The 20216-nt window shown below is 66.4% G+C and carries 17 protein-coding genes and 1 other RNA gene; 10 read left to right on the top strand and 8 right to left on the bottom strand.

The genetic code is table 11. The features are described from left to right. Positions 1 to 26 precede the first annotated feature (26 nt). An RNA gene (gene ffs, locus Q1W68_RS04100) (signal recognition particle sRNA small type) lies at positions 27 to 123 on the bottom strand. A gap of 73 nt (positions 124 to 196) precedes the next feature. Here ffs and dnaX point away from each other — a divergent pair. The 5 genes from dnaX to Q1W68_RS04125 all read left to right on the top strand — a co-directional run bounded on the left by dnaX (position 197) and on the right by Q1W68_RS04125 (position 4758). Further along, positions 197 to 2119 (top strand): DNA polymerase III subunit gamma/tau, encoded by a 1923-nt coding sequence (gene dnaX / locus Q1W68_RS04105; RefSeq protein WP_300715663.1) that lies wholly within the window; start codon positions 197 to 199, stop codon positions 2117 to 2119. Positions 2120 to 2153: 34 nt separating this feature from the next. Next, the gene (locus Q1W68_RS04110; protein ID WP_300659160.1) at positions 2154 to 2486 is read left to right on the top strand and encodes a YbaB/EbfC family nucleoid-associated protein; all 333 of its coding nucleotides are present in this window, start codon (positions 2154 to 2156) and stop codon (positions 2484 to 2486) included. 15 nt (positions 2487 to 2501) lie between these two features. After that, positions 2502 to 3116, top strand: a complete 615-nt coding sequence (gene recR / locus Q1W68_RS04115) for a recombination mediator RecR (RefSeq protein WP_300653939.1) — start codon at positions 2502 to 2504, stop codon at positions 3114 to 3116. A gap of 35 nt (positions 3117 to 3151) precedes the next feature. Next, a complete protein-coding gene (locus tag Q1W68_RS04120) occupies positions 3152 to 3556 on the top strand; it encodes an MAPEG family protein (RefSeq protein WP_300653942.1) in 405 nt (134 codons plus the stop codon). A gap of 143 nt (positions 3557 to 3699) precedes the next feature. Next, the gene (locus tag Q1W68_RS04125; RefSeq protein ID WP_300653944.1) at positions 3700 to 4758 is read left to right on the top strand and encodes an ABC transporter substrate-binding protein; all 1059 of its coding nucleotides are present in this window, start codon (positions 3700 to 3702) and stop codon (positions 4756 to 4758) included. An 11-nt stretch (positions 4759 to 4769) separates the two neighbouring features. On the opposite strand, the gene Q1W68_RS04130 is transcribed toward Q1W68_RS04125, so the two are convergent. Both Q1W68_RS04130 and gloB read right to left on the bottom strand, forming a co-directional pair. Beyond that, positions 4770 to 6431: a transglycosylase SLT domain-containing protein gene (locus Q1W68_RS04130; protein ID WP_300653947.1), complete on the bottom strand. Its 1662-nt coding sequence runs from the start codon at positions 6429 to 6431 to the stop codon at positions 4770 to 4772. Beyond that, entirely contained in the window at positions 6428 to 7207 is a 780-nt protein-coding gene (gene gloB, locus Q1W68_RS04135) for a hydroxyacylglutathione hydrolase (RefSeq protein WP_300653950.1), read from the bottom strand. The genes Q1W68_RS04130 and gloB overlap by 4 nt, the downstream gene beginning before the upstream one ends. A 110-nt stretch (positions 7208 to 7317) precedes the next feature. On the opposite strand from gloB, the gene Q1W68_RS04140 reads away from it, so the two are divergent. From Q1W68_RS04140 to Q1W68_RS04155, 4 genes are all read left to right on the top strand, one after another. Continuing rightward, positions 7318 to 8118 (top strand): class I SAM-dependent methyltransferase, encoded by an 801-nt coding sequence (locus tag Q1W68_RS04140; protein WP_300653952.1) that lies wholly within the window; start codon positions 7318 to 7320, stop codon positions 8116 to 8118. Between the two features lie 57 nt (positions 8119 to 8175). Beyond that, positions 8176 to 8610, top strand: coding sequence for a ribonuclease HI (rnhA, locus tag Q1W68_RS04145; RefSeq protein WP_300653953.1), 435 nt, complete (start codon positions 8176 to 8178; stop codon positions 8608 to 8610). 158 nt (positions 8611 to 8768) lie between these two features. Next, positions 8769 to 9929 (top strand): efflux RND transporter periplasmic adaptor subunit, encoded by a 1161-nt coding sequence (locus tag Q1W68_RS04150; protein ID WP_300653955.1) that lies wholly within the window; start codon positions 8769 to 8771, stop codon positions 9927 to 9929. 25 nt (positions 9930 to 9954) lie between these two features. Continuing rightward, complete coding sequence (locus Q1W68_RS04155; protein WP_300653957.1) at positions 9955 to 13032, top strand: efflux RND transporter permease subunit; 3078 nt, start codon at positions 9955 to 9957, stop codon at positions 13030 to 13032. A gap of 86 nt (positions 13033 to 13118) precedes the next feature. Here Q1W68_RS04155 and glp read toward each other — a convergent pair whose 3' ends face one another. The 4 genes from glp to Q1W68_RS04175 all read right to left on the bottom strand — a co-directional run bounded on the left by glp (position 13119) and on the right by Q1W68_RS04175 (position 17111). Next, on the bottom strand, positions 13119 to 14396 hold the full coding sequence (glp, locus tag Q1W68_RS04160; protein WP_300715664.1) for a gephyrin-like molybdotransferase Glp: 1278 nt from the start codon (positions 14394 to 14396) through the stop codon (positions 13119 to 13121). Between the two features lie 4 nt (positions 14397 to 14400). Beyond that, the gene (gene mobA / locus Q1W68_RS04165; RefSeq protein ID WP_300653544.1) at positions 14401 to 15024 is read right to left on the bottom strand and encodes a molybdenum cofactor guanylyltransferase MobA; all 624 of its coding nucleotides are present in this window, start codon (positions 15022 to 15024) and stop codon (positions 14401 to 14403) included. A 101-nt stretch (positions 15025 to 15125) separates the two neighbouring features. Further along, the gene (moaA, locus tag Q1W68_RS04170; protein ID WP_300715665.1) at positions 15126 to 16241 is read right to left on the bottom strand and encodes a GTP 3',8-cyclase MoaA; all 1116 of its coding nucleotides are present in this window, start codon (positions 16239 to 16241) and stop codon (positions 15126 to 15128) included. 48 nt (positions 16242 to 16289) lie between these two features. Beyond that, positions 16290 to 17111: a metal-dependent hydrolase gene (locus Q1W68_RS04175; protein ID WP_300653764.1), complete on the bottom strand. Its 822-nt coding sequence runs from the start codon at positions 17109 to 17111 to the stop codon at positions 16290 to 16292. A gap of 108 nt (positions 17112 to 17219) precedes the next feature. Here Q1W68_RS04175 and Q1W68_RS04180 point away from each other — a divergent pair, with 108 nt between their 5' ends. Continuing rightward, a complete protein-coding gene (locus tag Q1W68_RS04180) occupies positions 17220 to 17846 on the top strand; it encodes a TetR/AcrR family transcriptional regulator (protein WP_300653767.1) in 627 nt (208 codons plus the stop codon). A 25-nt stretch (positions 17847 to 17871) separates the two neighbouring features. On the opposite strand, the gene Q1W68_RS04185 is transcribed toward Q1W68_RS04180, so the two are convergent. Continuing rightward, on the bottom strand, positions 17872 to 19935 hold the full coding sequence (locus Q1W68_RS04185; protein WP_300715666.1) for a sodium-translocating pyrophosphatase: 2064 nt from the start codon (positions 19933 to 19935) through the stop codon (positions 17872 to 17874). Positions 19936 to 20216 lie beyond the last annotated feature (281 nt).

The following is a 20216-nucleotide window of genomic DNA, read 5'->3' on the forward strand; positions in this document are numbered from 1 at the left end:
GCCCGAGGGGCGCGTTGTACGAAGAAGGTGACGAGCCTTGACCCCGGCACTGGATTCACAGTTAGGGCTGCTTGGTTCCCCACCTGACCCGGTTGGCCGCTTCACCATGCGGGAAGGCCCGTCGGGGTGGATTGTAGGCGATGCGCTGTGGCGTCGCAGGGCTTGGGCCCGGAACCCGCCGCTTAGAATCAAGCGCATGTCCTATGTCGTTCTGGCCCGCAAATACCGCCCGCGCAATTTCACCGAAATGGTGGGCCAGGGCCATGTGGTGCAGGCCCTCTCGAACGCACTGACCACCCAGCGGCTGCACCACGCCTACCTGTTCACCGGCACGCGCGGGGTCGGCAAGACCACGGTGTCGCGCATCCTCGCGAAGAGCCTCAACTGCACCGGGCCCGACGGCCAGGGCGGCATCACCGCGCAGCCCTGCGGTGTGTGTCCGGCCTGCCGCGACATCGACGCCGGCCGCTTCGTCGACTACACCGAGCTCGACGCGGCCTCGAACCGCGGCGTCGACGAGATCTCGCAGTTGCTGGAGCAGTCGGCCTACAAGCCGGTCGTCGGGCGCTTCAAGGTCTTCATGATCGACGAGGTGCACATGCTCTCCAGTACCGCGTTCAACGCGATGCTGAAGACGCTGGAGGAGCCGCCCGAATACCTGAAGTTCGTGCTGGCGACCACCGACCCACAGAAGGTACCGGTCACGGTGCTGTCGCGCTGCCTGCAGTTCAACCTGCGGCCGATGGCGCCCGAGACGGTGCAGGCGCACCTGCTGCAGGTGCTTCAGACCGAGCAGGTGCCCGCCGACACCCAGGCCTTGCGCCTGATCTCGCGCGCCGCGCGCGGCTCCATGCGAGACGCGCTCTCGCTCACCGACCAGGCCATTGCCTTTGGCGGCGGCCAGTTGCAAGAGGCCACGGTACGCCAGATGCTGGGTGCGGTGGACCGGTCATACGTGCTGCGCCTGATCGACGCGCTGGCGCGGGCCGACGGCGCCACGGTGGTCGACACCATCGACGCCCTGCGCCTCAACGGCCTGAACGCAGCCACCACGCTCGAAGACATGACCGGCGTGCTGCAACGCATGGCGGTGTTGCAGGCGGTGCCGGGCCGCGCGCCGGCTGACGGCCTGGAAGATCCCGACGAGGTTGAGATCGAGCGCCTGGCTGGCAGCTTGCCGGCGGACGAGACGCAACTGCTCTACAGCCTGTGCCTGCATGGCCGTGCCGAACTGGGCCTGGCGCCCGACGAATACGCGGGCCTGACCATGGTGCTTTTGCGCTTGCTGGCGTTCAAGCCTGCTTCGTCGGTCAACGCCACGGCGGAAAAAAAAACTCTGAAATCCGCTGAGGCGATGCCTCAAAAGGCGGCTGAAGCCGCCTCAGCGCCAGTGCGCGCACCCGTGGCAGCGCCTGTTGTAGCGGCTCCGGCGCCCAGACCCGCGGTGCTTGCTCCGCCTGCGCCCGTGGTGGTGGCTGTGCCAGTGCCTCGGCCCGCTGCAGTGGCCGCCCCCACCACCCACACGGCCCAGGCAGCCACACCGCCCGAGCTGGACGACGCACCCTGGCCCGAAGACGACGGCCCGCCCTGGGAGGAGCCCGCCGAGACCGCGCCTGCCCCGAGCCGCACCGTGGCCATTCCGGTGCGGGACGCCGGTGAACCCGGGCGCGCGGACCAGCCGCAAGTCCGCGCGCCAGCGGCACCCGCAGGGCTGGCGCCGATTGTGTCCAGCGAAGAGGGCGATTTCTGGTTTGACGCCGTCATGCAGCTGGTGCGCAATGAAACCATTTCGGCATTGGTGCGCGAACTCGGCCTGCAGTCGCAGCTGGTGGCGCGCGACACCGACCGCTGGGTGCTGCGCGTGGAGCGCGAGTCGCTCAACCAGGGCAACAGCCGCGAGCGCCTCGCCACGGCCCTGCAAACCCTGGGCCACACGGTGCGCCTGGTGGTGGAAATTGGCAGCGTGGCCGACTCACCGGCCAAGCGCCTGGCGCTGGAGGCCGAGCGGCTGCAGCGCGAAGCCGAAGCGCAGATCATGGGCGATCCGTTCGTGCAAACCATGATGCGCGACTTTGGCGGCAGAATCGTGCCCGGCACGCTCAAGGCCACCCGGGTCTGAGCCTCACATTCACCCTCACCAAGAAAGACACAGCATGTTCAACAAAGGACAACTCGCCGGCCTCATGAAGCAGGCCCAGGCCATGCAGGACAACCTGAAAAAGGCGCAAGACGAACTGGCTTTCGTGGAAGTCACGGGCGAGTCCGGTGCCGGTCTGGTCAAGGTGCTCATGACCTGCAAGCACGACGTCAAGCGCATCACCATCGACCCCAGCCTGCTGAGCGACGACAAGGACATGCTCGAAGACCTGGTGGCTGCGGCTTTCAACGCCGCGGTTCGCAAGGCCGAAGAGACCTCGGCCGAGAAGATGGGCAAGATCACCGCCGGCATGCCGGGCCTGCCCGGTGGCATGAAATTCCCTTTCTGACCGCCAGCGCATTGCATGGCCGAAGCCCATTCCCTCGAACACCTGGTTCAGGCCTTGCGCCGTCTGCCGGGGGTGGGCGTCAAGTCGGCCCAGCGCATGGCGTTTCACCTGCTGCAGCACGACCGCGAGGGCGCTCTCGCCCTCGCGCGCGCGCTGGATCACGCCGCCGCCACGGTGCAGCACTGCGCGCTGTGCCACACCTTCACCGAAGACACCATCTGCCACACCTGCCTGGACCCGCGGCGCGACCGCAGCCAGCTCTGTGTGGTGGAAACGCCGGCCGACCAGGCCGCCATGGAGCGCACCGGTGCCTACAAAGGCCTGTTCTTCGTGCTGATGGGCAAGCTCAGTCCGCTGGACAACGTGGGCCCGAAAGACATCGGTTTGCAGAAGCTGTTCGACCGCATCGACGCGCCCGCGCAAACGCCCACCGGCGGGTCCGAAGTGCGTGAAGTGATCCTTGCGACGAACTTCACCGCCGAGGGCGAAACCACCGCGCATGTGATCGCCCAGGCGCTCAAGGGGCGCGGGGTGCAGGTCACCCGGCTGGCGCGGGGTGTACCGGTGGGCAGCGAGCTCGAATACGTGGACCTGGGCACCATCGCCCACGCGCTGGTGGACCGGCGCTGAGTCACTTCGATTCACATTTACTGAAAGAGGCGAGCATGAAACTGGCGGGATTGACCGTGGCGTATTGGTGCGTGCTGGTGGCGTCCCTGTTGCCCATCGTCTGCGCGGGCCTGGCCAAGTGGGGCATGTTCGGCACGCCCAGGGGTCAGGGCGGCTACGACAACCACCACCCGCGCCAATGGCTGGCGAAACAGACCGACTGGCGCGCCCGCGCCAACGCAGCGCAAGCCAACAGCTTCGAAGCGCTGCCGTTCTTCATGGGCGCGGTGATCATTGCGCACCAGCTCGGCGCTTCGCAGTTGCGGCTGGACGTGCTGGCCTTCCTCTACATCGTGCTGCGCCTGCTCTACATCATGATGTACGTGGCCGACCTGGCCACCGTGCGCACGCTGGTGTGGGTGCTGGCGCTGGTGGCGAACATCGCGATCCTGTTTGCCTGAGCACAGAGCCGTTACATCGGCTTGCAAAACACCCGGGCGGAACGCTCGGTACAAACCCGCTCAGGAATGGTCCCGATGCGGCTTTTCGCGCCGACCCGTAACCTCCCTGTATTCCTAAAGCAATACAGAGGGGGCCGTCGGGCATGCTCAAGCGCAGAGATTGGGGTCGGGTGATGGCAGCGGCGGCACTGACTGCGGGTCTGCCGGATTTGCGCGCGCAATTGGTCTTGCCACCTTCGGCGCCCCTGCCGCGCAACGCGCCCAAGCTGGTGATCGCGGTGGACAACCGCACCGACTTTTCCTGCCTTCCCCTGACCATCGCCGACCGGCTGGGCTACTTTGCCAGCGAAGGTGTTGACGTGGACGTTCGGGACTTTGCCGATTCTGCCCAGGCCATGCAGGCCTTGCTGTCCGGAGCGGCCCATGCGCTGTCGGCGCCCTACAGCAGCGCCATCGCCTGGCAGATGCGGGGCCAGTCGCTGCAGTCGTTTGTGCTGCAGGGGCGCACGCCCCAGATCGTGGTTGGCGTGTCCACCAAAACGTTTTCGCACTACCGCCAGCTCGCCGATCTTCGGGGCAAGCGGGTGGGCGTGCAGGCCATCGGTTCGCCATCGCACCGCGTGGCGCGAGCGGTGTTCAGCCAGGGCGGTTTGCGCTCGACCGACGTGCAGTTTGTTGCGATACCCAACGCCTGGGCCGCCGTGTCCGCGTTTCGCAACGGCGCGCTCGACGCGATCAGCTACACCGACCCCACCATGACGCAGCTGGAACAGGCGGGCGAGCTCAAGGTGGTGGCCGATACGCGCAGCGTGCGCGGCAACGCCGATGTGTTCGGTGGTCCGATGCCCTCGGCCTGCCTGTGTGCCACCAGCGACTTTCTTACCCAGTTCCCGCGCGCCAGCCAGTCCATGACAGACGCCATGGTGCATGCGCTCAAGTGGCTGCAGACGGCCGGACCGTCCGACATCATCAAGGTCGTTCCCGAGCGCTATTTCCAGGGTGATCGTTCGCTCTACCTCGCGGCTTTCAACCGGGCGCGCGAAGCCTGGTCGCCCGACGGGGTCATGCCCGCCGACGGGCCGGAGATCGCGGCGAGGCTGGTTGCCCAGTTCGACGAACCCGGCTCGATGGACCGGTTTGACCTGGCCAGTACCTTCACCAACGTGTTCGCCCGAAAGGCCAAGGCCCGTTTCCGGGCCTGAGTCCACCCGGATCAGGGCTGCTTCTTGTCGGTCCTGGCGCTGGAGGCCACGCGCGTCTTGGCGCCACTCGTTGCCACCGACTTGGTGGTTTTCTTGCTGGCGACAGCCTTGGCTTTGGTGGGACGGCCCGCGCTCTTGGCCACCTTGCGGGTGGCGCTGGCCGCCACCTTTTTGGCGGGCGTGCTGCCGGTGGCCGCCAGTGAAACCTGTTTGGGGAGCATCAGCGTCACACGCTGGCCGGGCTTGAGCGCGGCATTCACCGCCAGCTTGTTCCAGCCCGCCACACTGACCGCGCTCACGCCGTAGCGCTGCGCCAGACGCGCCAGGTTGTCTCCCTTGCGGGCCTTGACGACCGAGCGGCGCAGGACCATCTCGGGCTGCAGGTTGAGCTGGGCGTTGTCGGCCACGTGCAGGGGCACGTCGCTGTTGCGTTGTCCCGTGCGCGGCACCAGCAGACTGGAGCCCGCGCGCAGGCTCATGCGGGGGGGAATGTTGTTGACATCGCGCAATTCGGACTCGCTCATGCCCACGCGCTCGGCGGCTTGTGCCACGGTCATGGTGCTGGGCACCACCCAGGCGGTCCAGCTCGCCAGCGGCCCGGTGTGGGTCTGCAGCTTGTTCTGGAAAATGACCGCGTTGTCCCAAGGCAGCAGGATGTTGGGCGTGCCGGCGGCCATGACCACCGGTTGTTTGAGCGAGGGGTTGAGCGCTCGGAAATCCGCCTCGCTCACCTCGGCCAGGCGCGCGATCAGGGCCACATCGATGTCGCGGTCCAGCGTGACGGTGTCGAAAAACGGGTGGTTGCCGATCAGCGGCAGCGTGGCGTTGTAGGCCTGTGGCCGGGCCATGATGTTCTTGACGGCCTGCAGCTTGGGCACGTAGGTGCGCGTCTCCAGCGGCATGTTGATGTCCAGGTAGCCCGTGGGCAGACCCTGGCGCTGGTTGTTCGTGATCGCGCGGTTCACATTGCCCTGGCCCCAGTTGTAGGCGGCCAACGCCAGGTGCCAGTCGCCAAAGCGGCGGTGGAGTTGCTGCAGGTAGTCCAGTGCGGCGCGGGTCGAGGCCAGCACATCACGGCGGTCGTCGCGAAAGGCGTTCTGTTTCAGGTCGAACGACTGCCCGGTGGCGGGCATGAACTGCCACATGCCGGCGGCGCGTGCGCTGGACACGGCTTGGGGATTGAAGGCGCTCTCGATGAAGGGCAGCAGCGCCAGCTCCATCGGCATGTTGCGGCGCTCGATTTCCTCGACGATGTGGAAGAGGTACCGGCTGGAGCGCTCGGTCATGCGCTGGATGTAGTCCGGGCGCGTGGCGTACCAGCGTTCCTGGTCTCGAACCAGGTCGCTGTCGAGGTCGGTCATGGCGAAGCCGCGGCGGATGCGCTCCCACAGGTCGGCCGGTGCTGCCAGCGAGGCCACCGGCGGCACGCTGGTGCTGGCCACGCCGATGTCGCTCAGCGGGATGTTGCCGGGCAGCCGGTACGAGGGCAGGCGCTGCCCGTTGGGCGCCCGGGTGGCAGGTTCGTTGGCCGAGGGCGCGTGGGCGGTTGAACCGGTGTCGACCGTGGCGCAACCCGCGAGGAACAGACCGAGGGCCAGGGCCGCGGCGACGCGCCATCGGGACAGGAGGGCGGGGCGGTGAGAACCGAGAGGCGAAACGCAGGAGGGTGTCATTTGAACGTGTTTTTCCAGGTCCGTAGCGTGGCGAAAACCGACACGGCATCCGGGGTGGTGGAGGGCTCGTGGGTCTGAGCCGATCGCACCACGGCCATCTCTGCGGTGCGCAGGAAGGGGTTGATGTTTTTCTCCATGGCGATGGAGCTGGGCAGGGTGGGAAAGTTCTGGGCGCGTTGTTGCAGGCAAGTGGCTGCGTGCGTGGCGAGCACCCGATTGTCGGGCTCGACGGCTTGAGCAAACTTCAAGTTGGACAGGGTGTACTCGTGGGTACAGCACACGCGCGTGTTGCCGGGCAGGGCGGCCAGCCGGGTGAGGGAGTCGAGCATCTGTGCTGGCGTGCCTTCGAACAGGCGCCCACAGCCGCCGGAGAACAGCGTGTCGCCGCAGAAGAGCAGCGGCGCGCCTTCCCCTACCGGTGGTGCCGCGTAAAAGGCGATGTGCCCCGATGTGTGGCCGGGGACGTCGATCACCTCGAAGCGCAGGCCCAGCGCGTCCACGTGTTCGCCACCGCTCACGCGCTGCAGCGGTTCGGGCATGGGCTCATGGGCCGGCCCGATCACGCGGGCACCGGTGGCTTCCCGCAGGGCGGCGACACCGCCGGTGTGGTCCGCGTGGTGGTGGGTGATCAGGATGGTGTCGAGTTGCAGGCCGTGCTGCGCCAGCCAGGCCAGCACACCGTCGGATTCGCCGGGGTCCACCACCAGCGCGCGCTCACGGTTGTGCAGGATCCAGATGTAGTTGTCGCTGAAGGCCGGCAGGGGGAACAGTTCCATGGGGAGAATGCGTGCGCTGATGGGATGGGGACGTGTAGAGTCCGGGGGCTTTCGCGGTGGTTTGCAGTGTCGCAGACTTCAGCTGTTTCATTGCCCCTCTCAAGCCCTCCATGACCGAAAAGTTGACCGGTTTGACCGAATGGTTTCAGACCCCGCCCGGCCAGTATTTGCTGGGCTGGGAGCAGACCCAGTTCGATCTGGCGGTGGCCGATCTGTTTGGTTACAACGCCATGCAACTGGGTTTGCCCGAACTGCAGACCCTGCAGGCCAACCGCATGCCGCACCGCTGGCTGGCGCTGCCCGAAGAGCTTCAATCTGTGCTGGCAGCGGATGCGGGCGAACCGGACGCTGCGCCCGGGCAGCTGCGGGTGGCGCTGGTCACCGACGCGGCGGCCTTGCCCTTTCCGGCGGCCAGCCTGGATCTGGTGGTCTTGCCGCACACGCTGGAGTTCAGCGCCGATCCGCACCAGGTGCTGCGTGAGGTGGAGCGTGTGCTCGTGCCCGAAGGGCGGGTGGTGATTTCCGGCTTCAATCCCGCGAGCCTGTGGGGTTTGCGCCAGGGGCGCGCGCGCCTGAGTGGGCGTGTGGGTCTGCCGGGCACCCCCAATCTTTTTTTACCGGATGCCGGCGAATTCATCGGTCCCTGGCGTCTGCGCGACTGGCTGCGCCTGCTGAGTTTTGAAGTAGAGTCGGACCGCTTTGGCTGTTACCGCCCGGCGATGAAGACCGACAAGTGGTTGCAGCGCACCGCCTGGATGGACCGGGCGGGTGCGCGGTGGTGGCCGATTTTTGGCGCGGTGTATTTCGTGGTGGCGGTCAAGCGCGTGCGCGGCATGCGCCTGCTGGGACCGGCCTGGAAGCCCAGACGCGCCGCCTCTCCAGCGCCCGTGCCGGTGGCCAACCGGCGCTGATGGAGGTCGAGCGACCGCCCCTGCCAATTCCTCACATCAGCTTCAGGAGAGCAACGTTTGAACCATGTGGTGATTTACACCGACGGCGCCTGCAAGGGCAATCCGGGCCCGGGTGGCTGGGGCGTGTATCTGCGCTCCGACGGACACGAAAAGGAACTCTGGGGTGGTGAGCGAGAGACCACCAACAACCGCATGGAGCTCACCGCCGTGATCGAGGCCCTGGCCGCACTCAAGCGCCCTTGCCGGGTGTCGCTCTACCTCGACAGCGAATACGTCCGCAAGGGGATCACCGAATGGATCCACGGCTGGAAGCTCAAAGGCTGGACCACCGCGGCCAAGCAGCCCGTGAAAAACGCCGATCTCTGGCAGCGGCTGGACGCGCTGGTGCACGGCGGCATCCACCAGATTGAATGGCACTGGGTCAAGGGGCACGCGGGCGATCCGGGCAACGAACGCGCGGACGGACTGGCCAACCGTGGTGTGCCGGGCTGACGAACAGCCCCGGCCCGAGGTGGGATGGCGGGAACTTCACGCCACCCGCTGCGCTCTGCACTGCTACATTGCGTTGACTGTGAGCATGCCATCAATCCGGCACTCATCGCGTGCGCGGTTTTCGGGCACCTCCTGACCCAACCTTCAAAAAAACGACCATGGCCAAGAAAGCTGTTTATCTTGTGGTGGCGGTAGCGGGCCTTGCCCTGGCTTCCGGGGCCGCGTGGTGGCTGCAGAACCGCGAAGCACCAGCCACCGCCGGCGCGGCGCCTGCGAACGCGGCGCGCGGTGCCGGTGCCGGCACGCCAGGCGTCGAAGTGACCCGGGTCAAGGCGGTCCGGCTCCAGGACGATGCTCAGGCGGTGGGCACGCTGCGCTCGCGCCAGAGCGTCACGCTCAAGCCCGAGGTCAGTGGTCGCGTGGCCCGCATCGCGTTTGCGGATGGGGCACAGGTCAAGACGGGCCAGTTGCTGGTGCAACTGGACGACACCTTGCAGCGCGCAGAACTCAGCCAGGCACAGGCCCAGCTGTCGATCGCCCGTGCCAACCTCAAGCGCAACCAGGAACTGGTCGCGGAGAACTTCGTTGCCACGCGGGTGGTGGAGGAAAGCCAGGCCAACCTGCAGGTGGCCGAGGCCCAGGTGGCGCTGGCCACGGCGCGCATGCAGCGCATGCGCATCACCGCGCCCTTCAACGGCACGGTGGGTCTGCGCAGCATCAACCTGGGCCAGTTTGTGGGCGATGGTGACGATCTGGTGAACCTGGAAGACACTTCGTTGCTCACCGTGGATTTCCGCTTGCCCGAGCGTTACCAGAGCAGCATCGCGACCGAACAGGGTGTTCAGGTGCAACTCGACGCACTGCCGGGCAAGAGCTTCGAGGCCAAGGTGCTGGCGGTGGACCCCTTGCTCGATGCCAACGGCCGTTCGATTTCCGTGCGCGCGGTGATGCCCCGGACACCCGGAGCCGATCTGCGTCCGGGCATGTTTGCGCGGGTTCTGATCGTGTTTTCGGTCAACGACGCAGCGCTGGTGGTCCCCGAGGAAGCAATGGTGCCCCAGGGCGGCAAGCAGTTTGTTTTCCTGCTCGAGGAGCAAGGTCAGGGCGATGCAAAGAAGCTGGTGTCGCGGCGGGTCGAGGTGCAGCCCGGCGTGCGCCGTGGCGCCGAGGTGCAGATTGTCAAGGGCGTGAGCGCTGGCGACACGGTGGTGGTCGCGGGTCAGCAGCGACTGCAGCGCGACGGCACCGCTGTGCGCGTGGTCAACCTGGCCCCTGCCACAGACGCCGCGCCGCAGGCTCCCAAGTCCACCACGCCCTGACACGCCTCGAGCCACCGGAGCCCCCATGCAATTGCCTGAAATTTCCATCCGGCGCCCGGTGTTCGCCACCGTGCTCTCGCTGCTGGTCCTGCTGGTGGGGCTGGTCGCATTCAACGGTCTCACGGTGCGTGAGTACCCCCGCATCGACGAGCCCAATGTCACGGTCAGCACCACCTTTGGCGGCGCTTCCAGCGAGGTCATCGAAACGCAGGTGACCAAGGTGCTGGAGGACTCCCTGGCCGGCATCGAGGGGGTGGACATCATCACCTCGATCAGCCGCCAGGAAGAAAGCCAGATCACGGTGCGCTTCAAGCTTGAGCGCGATCCCGACTCGGCCGCGGCCGATGTGCGGGACAAGGTCAGCCGCGTGCGACAGCGCCTGCCGCAGGACGTGGACGAGCCGGTGATCGCCAAGGTGGAGGCGGATGCACAGCCTGTGATCTGGCTGGCGCTCAACTCGGATTCGATGTCGACGCTGGAGCTCAGCGATCTGGCCAACCGCATCGTCAAGCCGCGTTTGCAGACGGCCCCCGGAGCGGCCGATGTGCGCATCTTCGGCGAGCGCCGGTACTCCATGCGCGTCTGGCTCGATGCCGACCGCCTGGCCGCTTACAGCCTCACGGTGCAGGACGTGGAAGACGCCCTTCGCAGGTCCAACCTGGAAGTGCCGGCCGGTCGCATCGAGAGCGCCCAGCGCGAATTCAACGTGACGGCGGCGACCGACCTGCAGACGCCCGAGCAGTTTCGCGAGATCGGCGTGCGCACCGTCAACGGCCAGACCATCCGCATCGGCGATGTGGCCCGCGTCGAACAGGCACCCCAGGACGAACGGACATCGGTGCGCTACAACGGGCGCGAGGCGATTTCGCTCGGTGTCATTCGACAGTCCACCGCCAACCCGCTGGACCTGTCGGCCGGCGTGCAGGACATGCTGCCGCGGATCGTGGCCGACCTGCCCGAGGGCGTGCGTGTCGAGGTGGCCAACGACAACTCGATCTTCATCGACCGATCGATCAAGGCGGTGTACACCACCATCGCTGAAGCCGCCGTCCTGGTGGCGCTCGTGATCTTTGTCTTTCTGCGGACCTTGCGCGCTTCCATCATTCCACTGGTGACGATTCCGGTGAGCCTGATCGGCTGTTTCGCTCTGATGGCGCTGTTCGGTTTCTCCATCAACACGCTCACGCTGCTGGCGCTGGTGCTGGCCATCGGCCTGGTGGTGGACGACGCCATTGTGGTGCTGGAGAACATCTACCGGCACATCGAAGAAGGCATGGAACCGTTCGCCGCGGCGATCAAGGGCGCGCGGGAAATCGGCTTTGCGGTGGTGGCCATGACCTTGACCCTGGCAGCGGTGTATGCGCCGCTGGCTTTCACGCCGGGGCGCACCGGGCGGCTCTTTGCCGAGTTCGCGCTGGCGCTGGCCGGCGCTGTGGTGGTCTCCGGCTTCGTCGCCCTCACGCTCTCGCCCATGATGTGTTCCAAGCTGCTCAAGCACAACCCCAAGCCGGGACGATTCGACACCTTCATGGAGCGGCGTCTCACGGCGCTCAGCAATGGTTATGAGCGTTTGCTCGGGTGGTCGCTCAAGGTGCGCTGGCTGGTGGTGGCGGTGATGCTGGTCAGCGCGGCGGGCAGCTGGTTGCTGTTGCAGGGCACGCGCCAGGAACTCGCGCCCATGGAGGACCGCGGTGTCGTGCTGGCCTCGATCAACGGTCCCGATGGCGCAACCCTGGCCTACACCCGCAAGTACGCCGAAGCCATCGAAGGCATGGGACAGAACATCCCCGAATTCGAACGCATCTTCACCATCGTGGGCAACCCCTCCGTGGCCCAGGGCAGCGTGATCATGCGCGGCAAAGCCTGGGAGGACCGCGACCGCACGACCATGGAAATCGCACGCGAACTCGCGCCCAAGATCGCGGCCTTGCCCGGTATCAGCGCCTTTCCCATCACGCCGCCATCGCTGGGCCAAGGCTTTCGCGAGCGTCCGATCAACTATGTGATCGTGACCGGCGACTCGTATGAGAACCTCGCCCGCGTGGTGCGCCAGTTCCAGGACAAGCTCGCACAGAACCCCGGCTTTGTGCAGGTGGACACCGACCTGCGGCTGAACAAGCCCGAGATCCGCATGGATGTGGACCGCGAGCGCGCCGCCGACATGGGCGTGACGGTGGACGCCATCGCCCGCACCGTGGAAACCATGCTGGGTGGGCGCACCGTGACGCGTTACAAGCGCGACGGTGAACAGTACGACGTGATCGTGCAGACCGAGTCGTCGAACCGCAGCACGCCCGAGGACATCGATCGGCTGTTTGTGCGCGGGCGCGGTGACGCCATGATCCCGCTGGCCTCTCTGATCACCACGCGTGAGGTCGTGGTGCCGCGCGAGCTCAACCACTTCGGGCAACGTCGCAGCGCCTCGATCACGGCCAACCTGTCGCCCGACTATTCCATGGGCGAGGCGCTGGACTTCATGGACGCCACGGCGGCCGAACTGCTGCCCGCGGGTTACACCACCGACCTGAACGGCCAGAGCCGGGAGTTCCGAAACTCGTCGGGTTCGCTGGCGATCGTGTTCGTGCTGTCGCTGCTGTTCATTTATCTGGTGCTCGCGGCCCAGTTTGAAAGCTTCGTCGATCCCTTCATCATCATGCTCAGCGTGCCGCTGTCCATGCTGGGTGCGCTGCTGGCGCTCAAGTTCACCGGCGGCACGCTCAACGTGTTCAGCCAGATCGGACTCATCACGCTGGTGGGCCTGATCACCAAACACGGCATCCTGATCGTGGAGTTCGCCAACCAGTTGCGCCAGCAGGGCGTGGACAAGCTGGAAGCGGTCAAGCGCTCGGCAGCCTTGCGTCTGCGTCCCATCCTCATGACCACCGGTGCCATGGTGCTGGGTGCCATTCCTTTGGCGTTGGCCACGGGTGCGGGCGCCGAGAGCCGCCAGCAGATCGGGTGGGTGATCGTTGGCGGCATGAGCCTGGGCACCTTGCTCACCATCTTTGTGGTGCCAACCATGTACACGCTGCTGTCGCGCACCAAGTCGCACCAGCCGCCCGTGCCTGCGGATGGCCCTGTCGAGGTGGTTCCGGCGAAGTAGGACGCTTTCGTTGACGTGATGTCGGCACGACCGGTCAAGGGTGCCAACGCGCTCGCCGATGACCGGAACCACCGGCGAGAGAAAACTCAGATCACCCCGGAAAACATCATCACGTCCACGCTGTCGCCAACAGCGACGTTGCCTTGCGAATGGTGCAAGACGATGAGTCCATTGGCCTCCACCATGGAGCTCAACACCCCCGACCCCTGGTTGCCGGTGATGCGAACCGTGAGCGAACCGTCGCCCGCCCGGCTCACGATCCCGCGCTGGTATTCGGTGCGTCCGGGTTTCTTGCGCAGCGGCTCCAGGCTCTTCGCCTGCAAGAGCACCGGCGACGTGGCCGCGCCACCCATGAGCCGCTGCAGGGCAGGGCGCACGAAGGCCAGGAAGGTGACCATCACGGCCACTGGATTGCCCGGCAGACCAAAGAGCAGCGACGATTTGCCGCGCTCGGTGATGCGGCCCACCGCCATCGGGCGACCTGGCCGCATGGCAATGCGCCAGAACGCCACGTCGCCCAGCTGCTTCATCATGGCCTTGGTGTGGTCGGCCTCGCCCATGCTCACACCGCCGCTGGTGATGATCGCGTCGGCCAGCGTCGCGGCACTGCGGAAAGCGGCTTCGAGAAGTGCGGGTTCGTCACGCACCACGCCCATGTCGATCACGTCCACACCCAAACGCTTGAGCAGGCCGAAGACGGTGTAGCGGTTGCTGTCGAACACGGCGCCTTCGCGGATGGGTTCACCCAAGGTCAGGATCTCGTCGCCGGTGGAGAAGTAGGCCACCCGGATTCTGCGGAACACCGTGACGGTGGGCAGGCCCAGGCTGGCGATCAGGCCCAGCGCGGCGGGGCCGAGCGTCTGACCCCGGCGCAGCGCCGGCTGGCCGGCCATGAGGTCTTCGCCGAGCAGCCGGCGGTTGTCGCCGGCTGCCACCACGCCGGGCGGAATCTCGACCCTGTCGCCCTCGACCTTGACGAACTCCAGCGGCACGACCGTGTCCAGCGCAGCCGGCATGATGGCACCGGTCATGATCTTCAGGCACTGGTCGGCTTGCAAGGCGCCCGCCCACGCCTTGCCGGCAAAAGCGGTGCCCGCCACGCGCAGCTTGAGCGGCTGGCCTGGCTGGAGCAGCCGGCTGTCGAAAGCGAAACCGTCCATGGCCGAGTTGTCGTGGGGCGGCACGCTGATGGGTGAGACCACGTCCACAGCGAGCACACGGTCCAGCGCCTCGAACACCCCCACTTCCTCGGTGGCGGTCACGGGCTGCACCAGGTGGGCCAGGAACTCGTTGACCTGGTCAGCGCTCAGCGCCTGCGGGTCGTAGCCTTGCAGCTCGGCTGCGATCTGCTCGATCGTCTTCATGGGATCAGCCCTTTTCCAGCGCGTGCAGCTCGGCCAGGGTGTTGGTGTTGTGGAAGGCGCGCGGGTCGTCGCCGGGCTGGTTGAACGGCACGACCACGGTCTTGTGCTGCGCGGTCCACGCGTCGATCTTGCGGCCACCCGCCTGCGTGAAGGCGACCAGGCTCTCCAGCAGGTCCACGCGCATCAGGCAGAACACCGGCTGGGGTCGCAACTGGCCGTCTTCTTCCTGCGCGGCGGCCATGGCGATCTCGGTGCCCTCGTCATCGAAGGCCTTGGCCAGGCGCTGCGCCAGATCGAAGGGAAAGAGCGGCGTGTCGCAGGGCACGGTGAGCAGGTAGGGCGTCTCGCACCGCTCCAGCCCGGTCATGAAACCCGCCAGCGGCCCGGGGAAGTCGCTGAGTGTGTCGGGCCACACCGGCGCGCCAAATGCCTCATAGGCGGCGAGGTTGCGGTTGGCGTTGAGCATGAGATCGCCCACCAGAGTGCCTTCCTGCATCTGCAGACGCAAGACCGTGTGCAGCGCCAGCGGCGTGCCGTTGAAGTTCTGCAAGCCCTTGTCGAGCCCGCCCATGCGGGAGCCGCGGCCCCCGGCGAGCACCAGGCCCGTGATTTCGTTGGTGTGGATCATGTTGTCGAAGAAAGAAGACCGCAGCGCAGGGCCGCCCCAAGCAAGGTCAGCCCCCTTGGGGGGCAGCGACCCGCGCAGCGGTGGAGCGTGGGGGTCATGGTCTAGCCGCCGATGTAGCTCATCTCTACGCGTCGGGTTCCGGTGGAGGCGTCGGGGGGGAGACTGGCGCGCAGTTCGGAGTACCGGTCGCTGCGGCCCTGCCAGATGCCGGCGATGGCGCCGGCCAGTTGTTCGTCGGTGGCGCCGCCACGGATGATCGGGCGCAGGTCGTGGCCCTGGCTGGCGAACAGGCACAGGTAGAGCTGGCCTTCGGTGGACAGGCGCGCGCGGTTGCAGTCGCTGCAGAAGGCCTGGGTCACGCTGCTGATCACGCCGATTTCCCCAGAGCCGTCGGCATAGCCCCAGCGCTCGGCGGTCTCACCCGGCGCAGCGGCACCCAGCTGCACCAGCGGCAGTTCGCGGTGGATGCGCTGCACCACCTCGGCGCTGGGCAGCACCTCGTCCATGCGCCAGCCGTTGGTGGCGCCCACGTCCATGTACTCGATGAAGCGCAGCACCACCTTCGTGTGCCGGAAATGCGCCGCCATCGGCAGGATTTCGTGGTCGTTGGTGCCGCGCTTGACCACCATGTTGACCTTGATCGGCCCGAGCCCGGCGGCTTGCGCGGCCTCGATGCCTTCCAGCACATCGGCCACCGGAAAATCCACGTCGTTCATGGCGCGGAAGATGGTGTCGTCCAGGCCGTCCAGGCTCACCGTGACGCGCTGCAGGCCAGCGGCCTTCAGCGCAGCGGCCTTGCGTTTGAGCAGTGAGCCGTTGGTGGTGAGCGTGATGTCCAGCGGCTGGCCCTCGGTGGTGCGCAACGCCGCGAGCTGTTCGATCAGGATTTCGAGGTTCTTGCGCAGCAGCGGCTCACCGCCGGTGAGGCGGATCTTCTGCACCCCGTGCGCCACGAACTGCCTGGCCACGCGGGTGATTTCTTCGAACGACAGCAACGAGCTGTGCGGCAGGTAGGCGTAGTCCTTGTCGAAGATTTCCTTGGGCATGCAGTAGCTGCAGCGGAAATTGCAGCGGTCGGTCACGCTGATGCGCAGATCGCGCAGCGGGCGGCCCAGCGCGTCGCCCAGCAGGCCGGTGGGTGCCACCGGTGTGGTGGGAATGCGCGCCACGGTGTTGATGAGGCGCTGATCGATCAGGGGGATGACACGTTCGGACATGGGGTCATTATCGATGACACCCCACGGGGTAGCGCTGTGGTCGTTCGCTCAACCCGCCCCGACGCGCGTGTACTGATCGGCATGGCTGCTGAGCCAGTTGTCCGAGAGATCGCTCGACTGCTGGTTGGGGTGGAAGTCGGGGCGGAAATAGGCGCGCCAAGGTTTGAAGCTGCTGCTCAGCAGGCCGTTGCGGCCCAGCAGGTGACGCGCCGCGCTGCGCCACGTGGACCAGCTCCACAGTGTGCCGTCCTTGTGCAGGTTGAGCACGGTCTGGCGCAGGGCGTCGGTGAGAAAGAACACGGTGACGCGGCGCATCCACTTCACACGCCACGCCTGGCTGCCGCCCAGGGCCTGGTAGAGGTCGAATGCTGTGCATTTGTGCTCCGACTCTTCGGCGCTGTGCCAGAGCCAGAGGTTTTTCAGTCGCGGTTCGGTGTCGTGGAACACATCGGTGTGAGAGAGCAACCATTCGGCGAACAGCGCGGTGAAGTGTTCGTTGGCCGCTGTGATGGCCAGGTGATGGCGCGGGTCGGAACCCGCCAGCAGCTTCATGCGCTCTTCGATGCGCGGCCCCCAGGTGTTCACCAGCCCGTGCTTCTCCACCTGGGCATTGAACAGGGCATGGATGCGCCGGTGCGTGGCTTCCTGGCCCACGAAGCCTTGTACCTCGGCCCGCCACGCGGTTTGCTGCTCGGGCGGCAGACCCTTGGCGCCGTGGCGCACCGAGTCCAGAAAGAACTGTTCACCCACCGGGAAACTCATCGACAGGGCGTTGAACCAGGCGGTGAGAAAGGCGTCGTTCGCGCACCAGTGTCGCGCCACGGGTTGTTCCAGGTCGATCAGGAGGCGGCGGACGGTGAGGGTGGTCATGGTGCGGCTTTGGATGGCGTGGTCGGAGTGGTACGAGTCGGTACCAAAAGGCACGATGGTGCGCGCCGAAGACCGGTCTGTCAAGCCGAGCGCCTAAGATCGCGCCACATGAAGCTGAAGCATCCACCCGGCGCTGACAACGCCTCGAACGAACACCGTGCCCGTCTGCTGCAGGCCATGGCCAACGTGGCGGCCGCGCAAGGGTTGGCAGCCACCTCCATTGCCGCGGTGGTGGCCGAAGCCGGGGTGTCCAAGCGCACTTTCTACGAGCATTTCGCGGACAAGGATGCGTGTTTCCTCGAGCTCTACCGGGCCGCCAGCGCATCGGCCCTGCGCACGCTGCGCGACTCGGTTCAGTCGGAGCGTCCCTGGCAGGACCAGGTGGAGCACGCGCTGGGCGCCTACCTCAAGCACCTCTCGGCCGGGCCTCAACTCATCCGCATGCTGTTCGTGGAAATTCACCACCTGGGCGCCGCGGGGGCCCAGGTGCGGCGCGAGGTGATGCAGCACCTGGCCGACTTCATGCTGGAGACGATCAACACACAGGCCCCGGTGCTCACGCCCACGATGGCCATGGCCGCGGTGGGGGGCATCCACGAGCTGGTGTTGCAAGCCATCGAACGCGGCGAGGCGGCACAGCTGGACCGACTCACGCCGAGTGCGGGGGCCGTGGTGCGCCTGCTTGCCGCCGCGCCAATGGCCGCCACCACCATCAAAAACGGCCCACCGAAGTGAGCCGTCCGGGTGGTCGCGAGACCGATCAGGCCGCCATCGGCAGCAGGGGCACGATCAGCAGCGCCACGATGTTGATGATCTTGATCAGCGGGTTCACGGCCGGGCCGGCGGTGTCCTTGTAGGGGTCGCCCACGGTGTCACCGGTCACAGCGGCCTTGTGAGCCTCACTGCCTTTGCCGCCGTGGTGGCCGTCTTCGATGTATTTCTTGGCATTGTCCCAGGCGCCGCCACCCGTGCACATGGAAATGGCGACAAAGAGGCCGGTGACGATGGTGCCCATGAGCAGGCCGCCCAGCGCCTTGGGGCCGAGGAGCACGCCCACCAGGATGGGCACGATCACCGGCAGCAGCGAGGGGATCACCATTTCCTTGATGGCGGCGGTGGTCAGCATGTCGACCGCGCGGCCGTACTCGGGCTTGGCCGTGCCTTCCATGATGCCGGGGATCTCCTTGAACTGGCGACGCACCTCCACCACCACCGCACCGGCCGCCCGGCCCACGGCTTCCATGGCCATGGCGCCGAACAGGTAGGGGATCATGCCGCCGATGAACAGGCCGACGATCACCATCGGGTCGCTCAGGTCGAAGGTGATCTGGTGGCCGTAGGTCTCCAGCTTGTGGGTGTAGTCGGCGAACAGCACCAGCGCGGCCAGGCCAGCGGAGCCGATGGCGTAGCCCTTGGTCACGGCCTTGGTGGTGTTGCCCACGGCGTCCAGCGGATCGGTCACGTCGCGCACGCTGCTGGGCAGCTCGGCCATTTCGGCAATGCCGCCGGCGTTGTCGGTGATGGGGCCGTAGGCGTCGAGCGCGACCACGATGCCGGCCATGCTCAGCATGGCGGTGGCGGCGGTGGCAATGCCGTACAGGCCGGCGAGCTGGTACGACGCCAGGATGCCGACGCAGACGAACAGCACGGGCCAGGCGGTGGAGCGCATGGACACGCCCAGGCCGGCAATGATGTTGGTGCCGTGGCCGGTGGTCGAGGCTTGCGCGATGTGCTTGACCGGCGAGTACTGCGTGCCGGTGTAGAACTCGGTGATCCAGACCAGCGCGGCGGTGAGCACCAGGCCCACGGCGCAGGCGCCGAACAGGCGCATCTGGCTGCCGGTGGCGGTGATGGCGTTGTCCGGCATGACCATCTTGGTCACAAAGAAAAAGGCGATCAGCGAGAGCACACCCGCGATGGCCAGGCCTTTGTAGAGCGCGGGCATCACGTTCTTCATGCCGGGGCTGGCCTTCACGAAGAAGCAGCCCACGATGGAGGCGAGGATGGACACGCCGCCGAGCACCAGCGGGTACATCACGGCCTGCATGGGCGCGGCGCTCACCATGAGCGCACCCAGCACCATGGTGGCGATGAGCGTGACCGCGTAGGTCTCGAACAGGTCCGCCGCCATGCCGGCACAGTCGCCGACGTTGTCGCCCACGTTGTCGGCGATCACCGCCGGGTTGCGCGGGTCGTCTTCCGGAATGCCGGCTTCGACCTTGCCCACCAGGTCGGCGCCCACGTCGGCACCCTTGGTGAAGATGCCGCCGCCCAGACGGGCGAAGATCGAAATGAGCGAGGAACCGAAGGCAAAGCCGATGAGGGGGTTGAGCAGGTTGGCGAGATTCTTGTCGGGCGTGAGGTTGCCGTTGCCGACCAGAAACCAGAAGAAGCCAGCCACACCCAGCAGGCCCAGACCGACCACCAGCATGCCGGTGATGGCGCCGCCGCGGAACGCCACGTCCAGCGCCGGGCCGATGCCCTTGGTGGCGGCCTGCGCGGTGCGCACGTTGGCGCGCACCGAGATGTTCATGCCGATGAAGCCACAAGCGCCCGAGAGCACGGCACCGAGCACGAAGCCGATGGCGCTCTGGCCGTCAAGGAACACACCGATCAGGATGGCCAGCACCACGCCCACCATGCCGATGGTTTTGTATTGCCGGGCCAGGTACGCCGCCGCGCCGGTCTGGATGGCTCCGGCGATTTCCTGCATGCGGGCATTGCCCGCGTCTTGGGAAAGAATCCAGCTGCGCGACCAGAAGCCGTACGCCACGGCCACAAGCCCACAGACCAACACGAATATCAGCGCTGATTGACCAACCATTGAATCGCTCCTCGTTGTTTCGACTTGGAAGGGGCAACGCCGGTGGGTTGCCCCCGCTGCGTTGCTTCCTCGCTGCCGGTTGCGCTGCGTTGCGCAGCGTTGAAACAGGGCGATTGGCCAACGTTGCCAATTTAGCGGCAATTCAAGGCAGCGAGCAGAAAGCGAGCCGGTAAGTCAGCTTCGAATCAGTAAAATCAGGGTAAATCCTAGGCGTGCACAACGCATGAGACACGCCAGATGCCTCCCCAGAAGGCAGCGGGCTTGCACTGGCTGCTTCAGTT

The organism is Hydrogenophaga sp., assembly GCF_030158645.1.
Taxonomy (GTDB): domain Bacteria; phylum Pseudomonadota; class Gammaproteobacteria; order Burkholderiales; family Burkholderiaceae_C; genus Hydrogenophaga.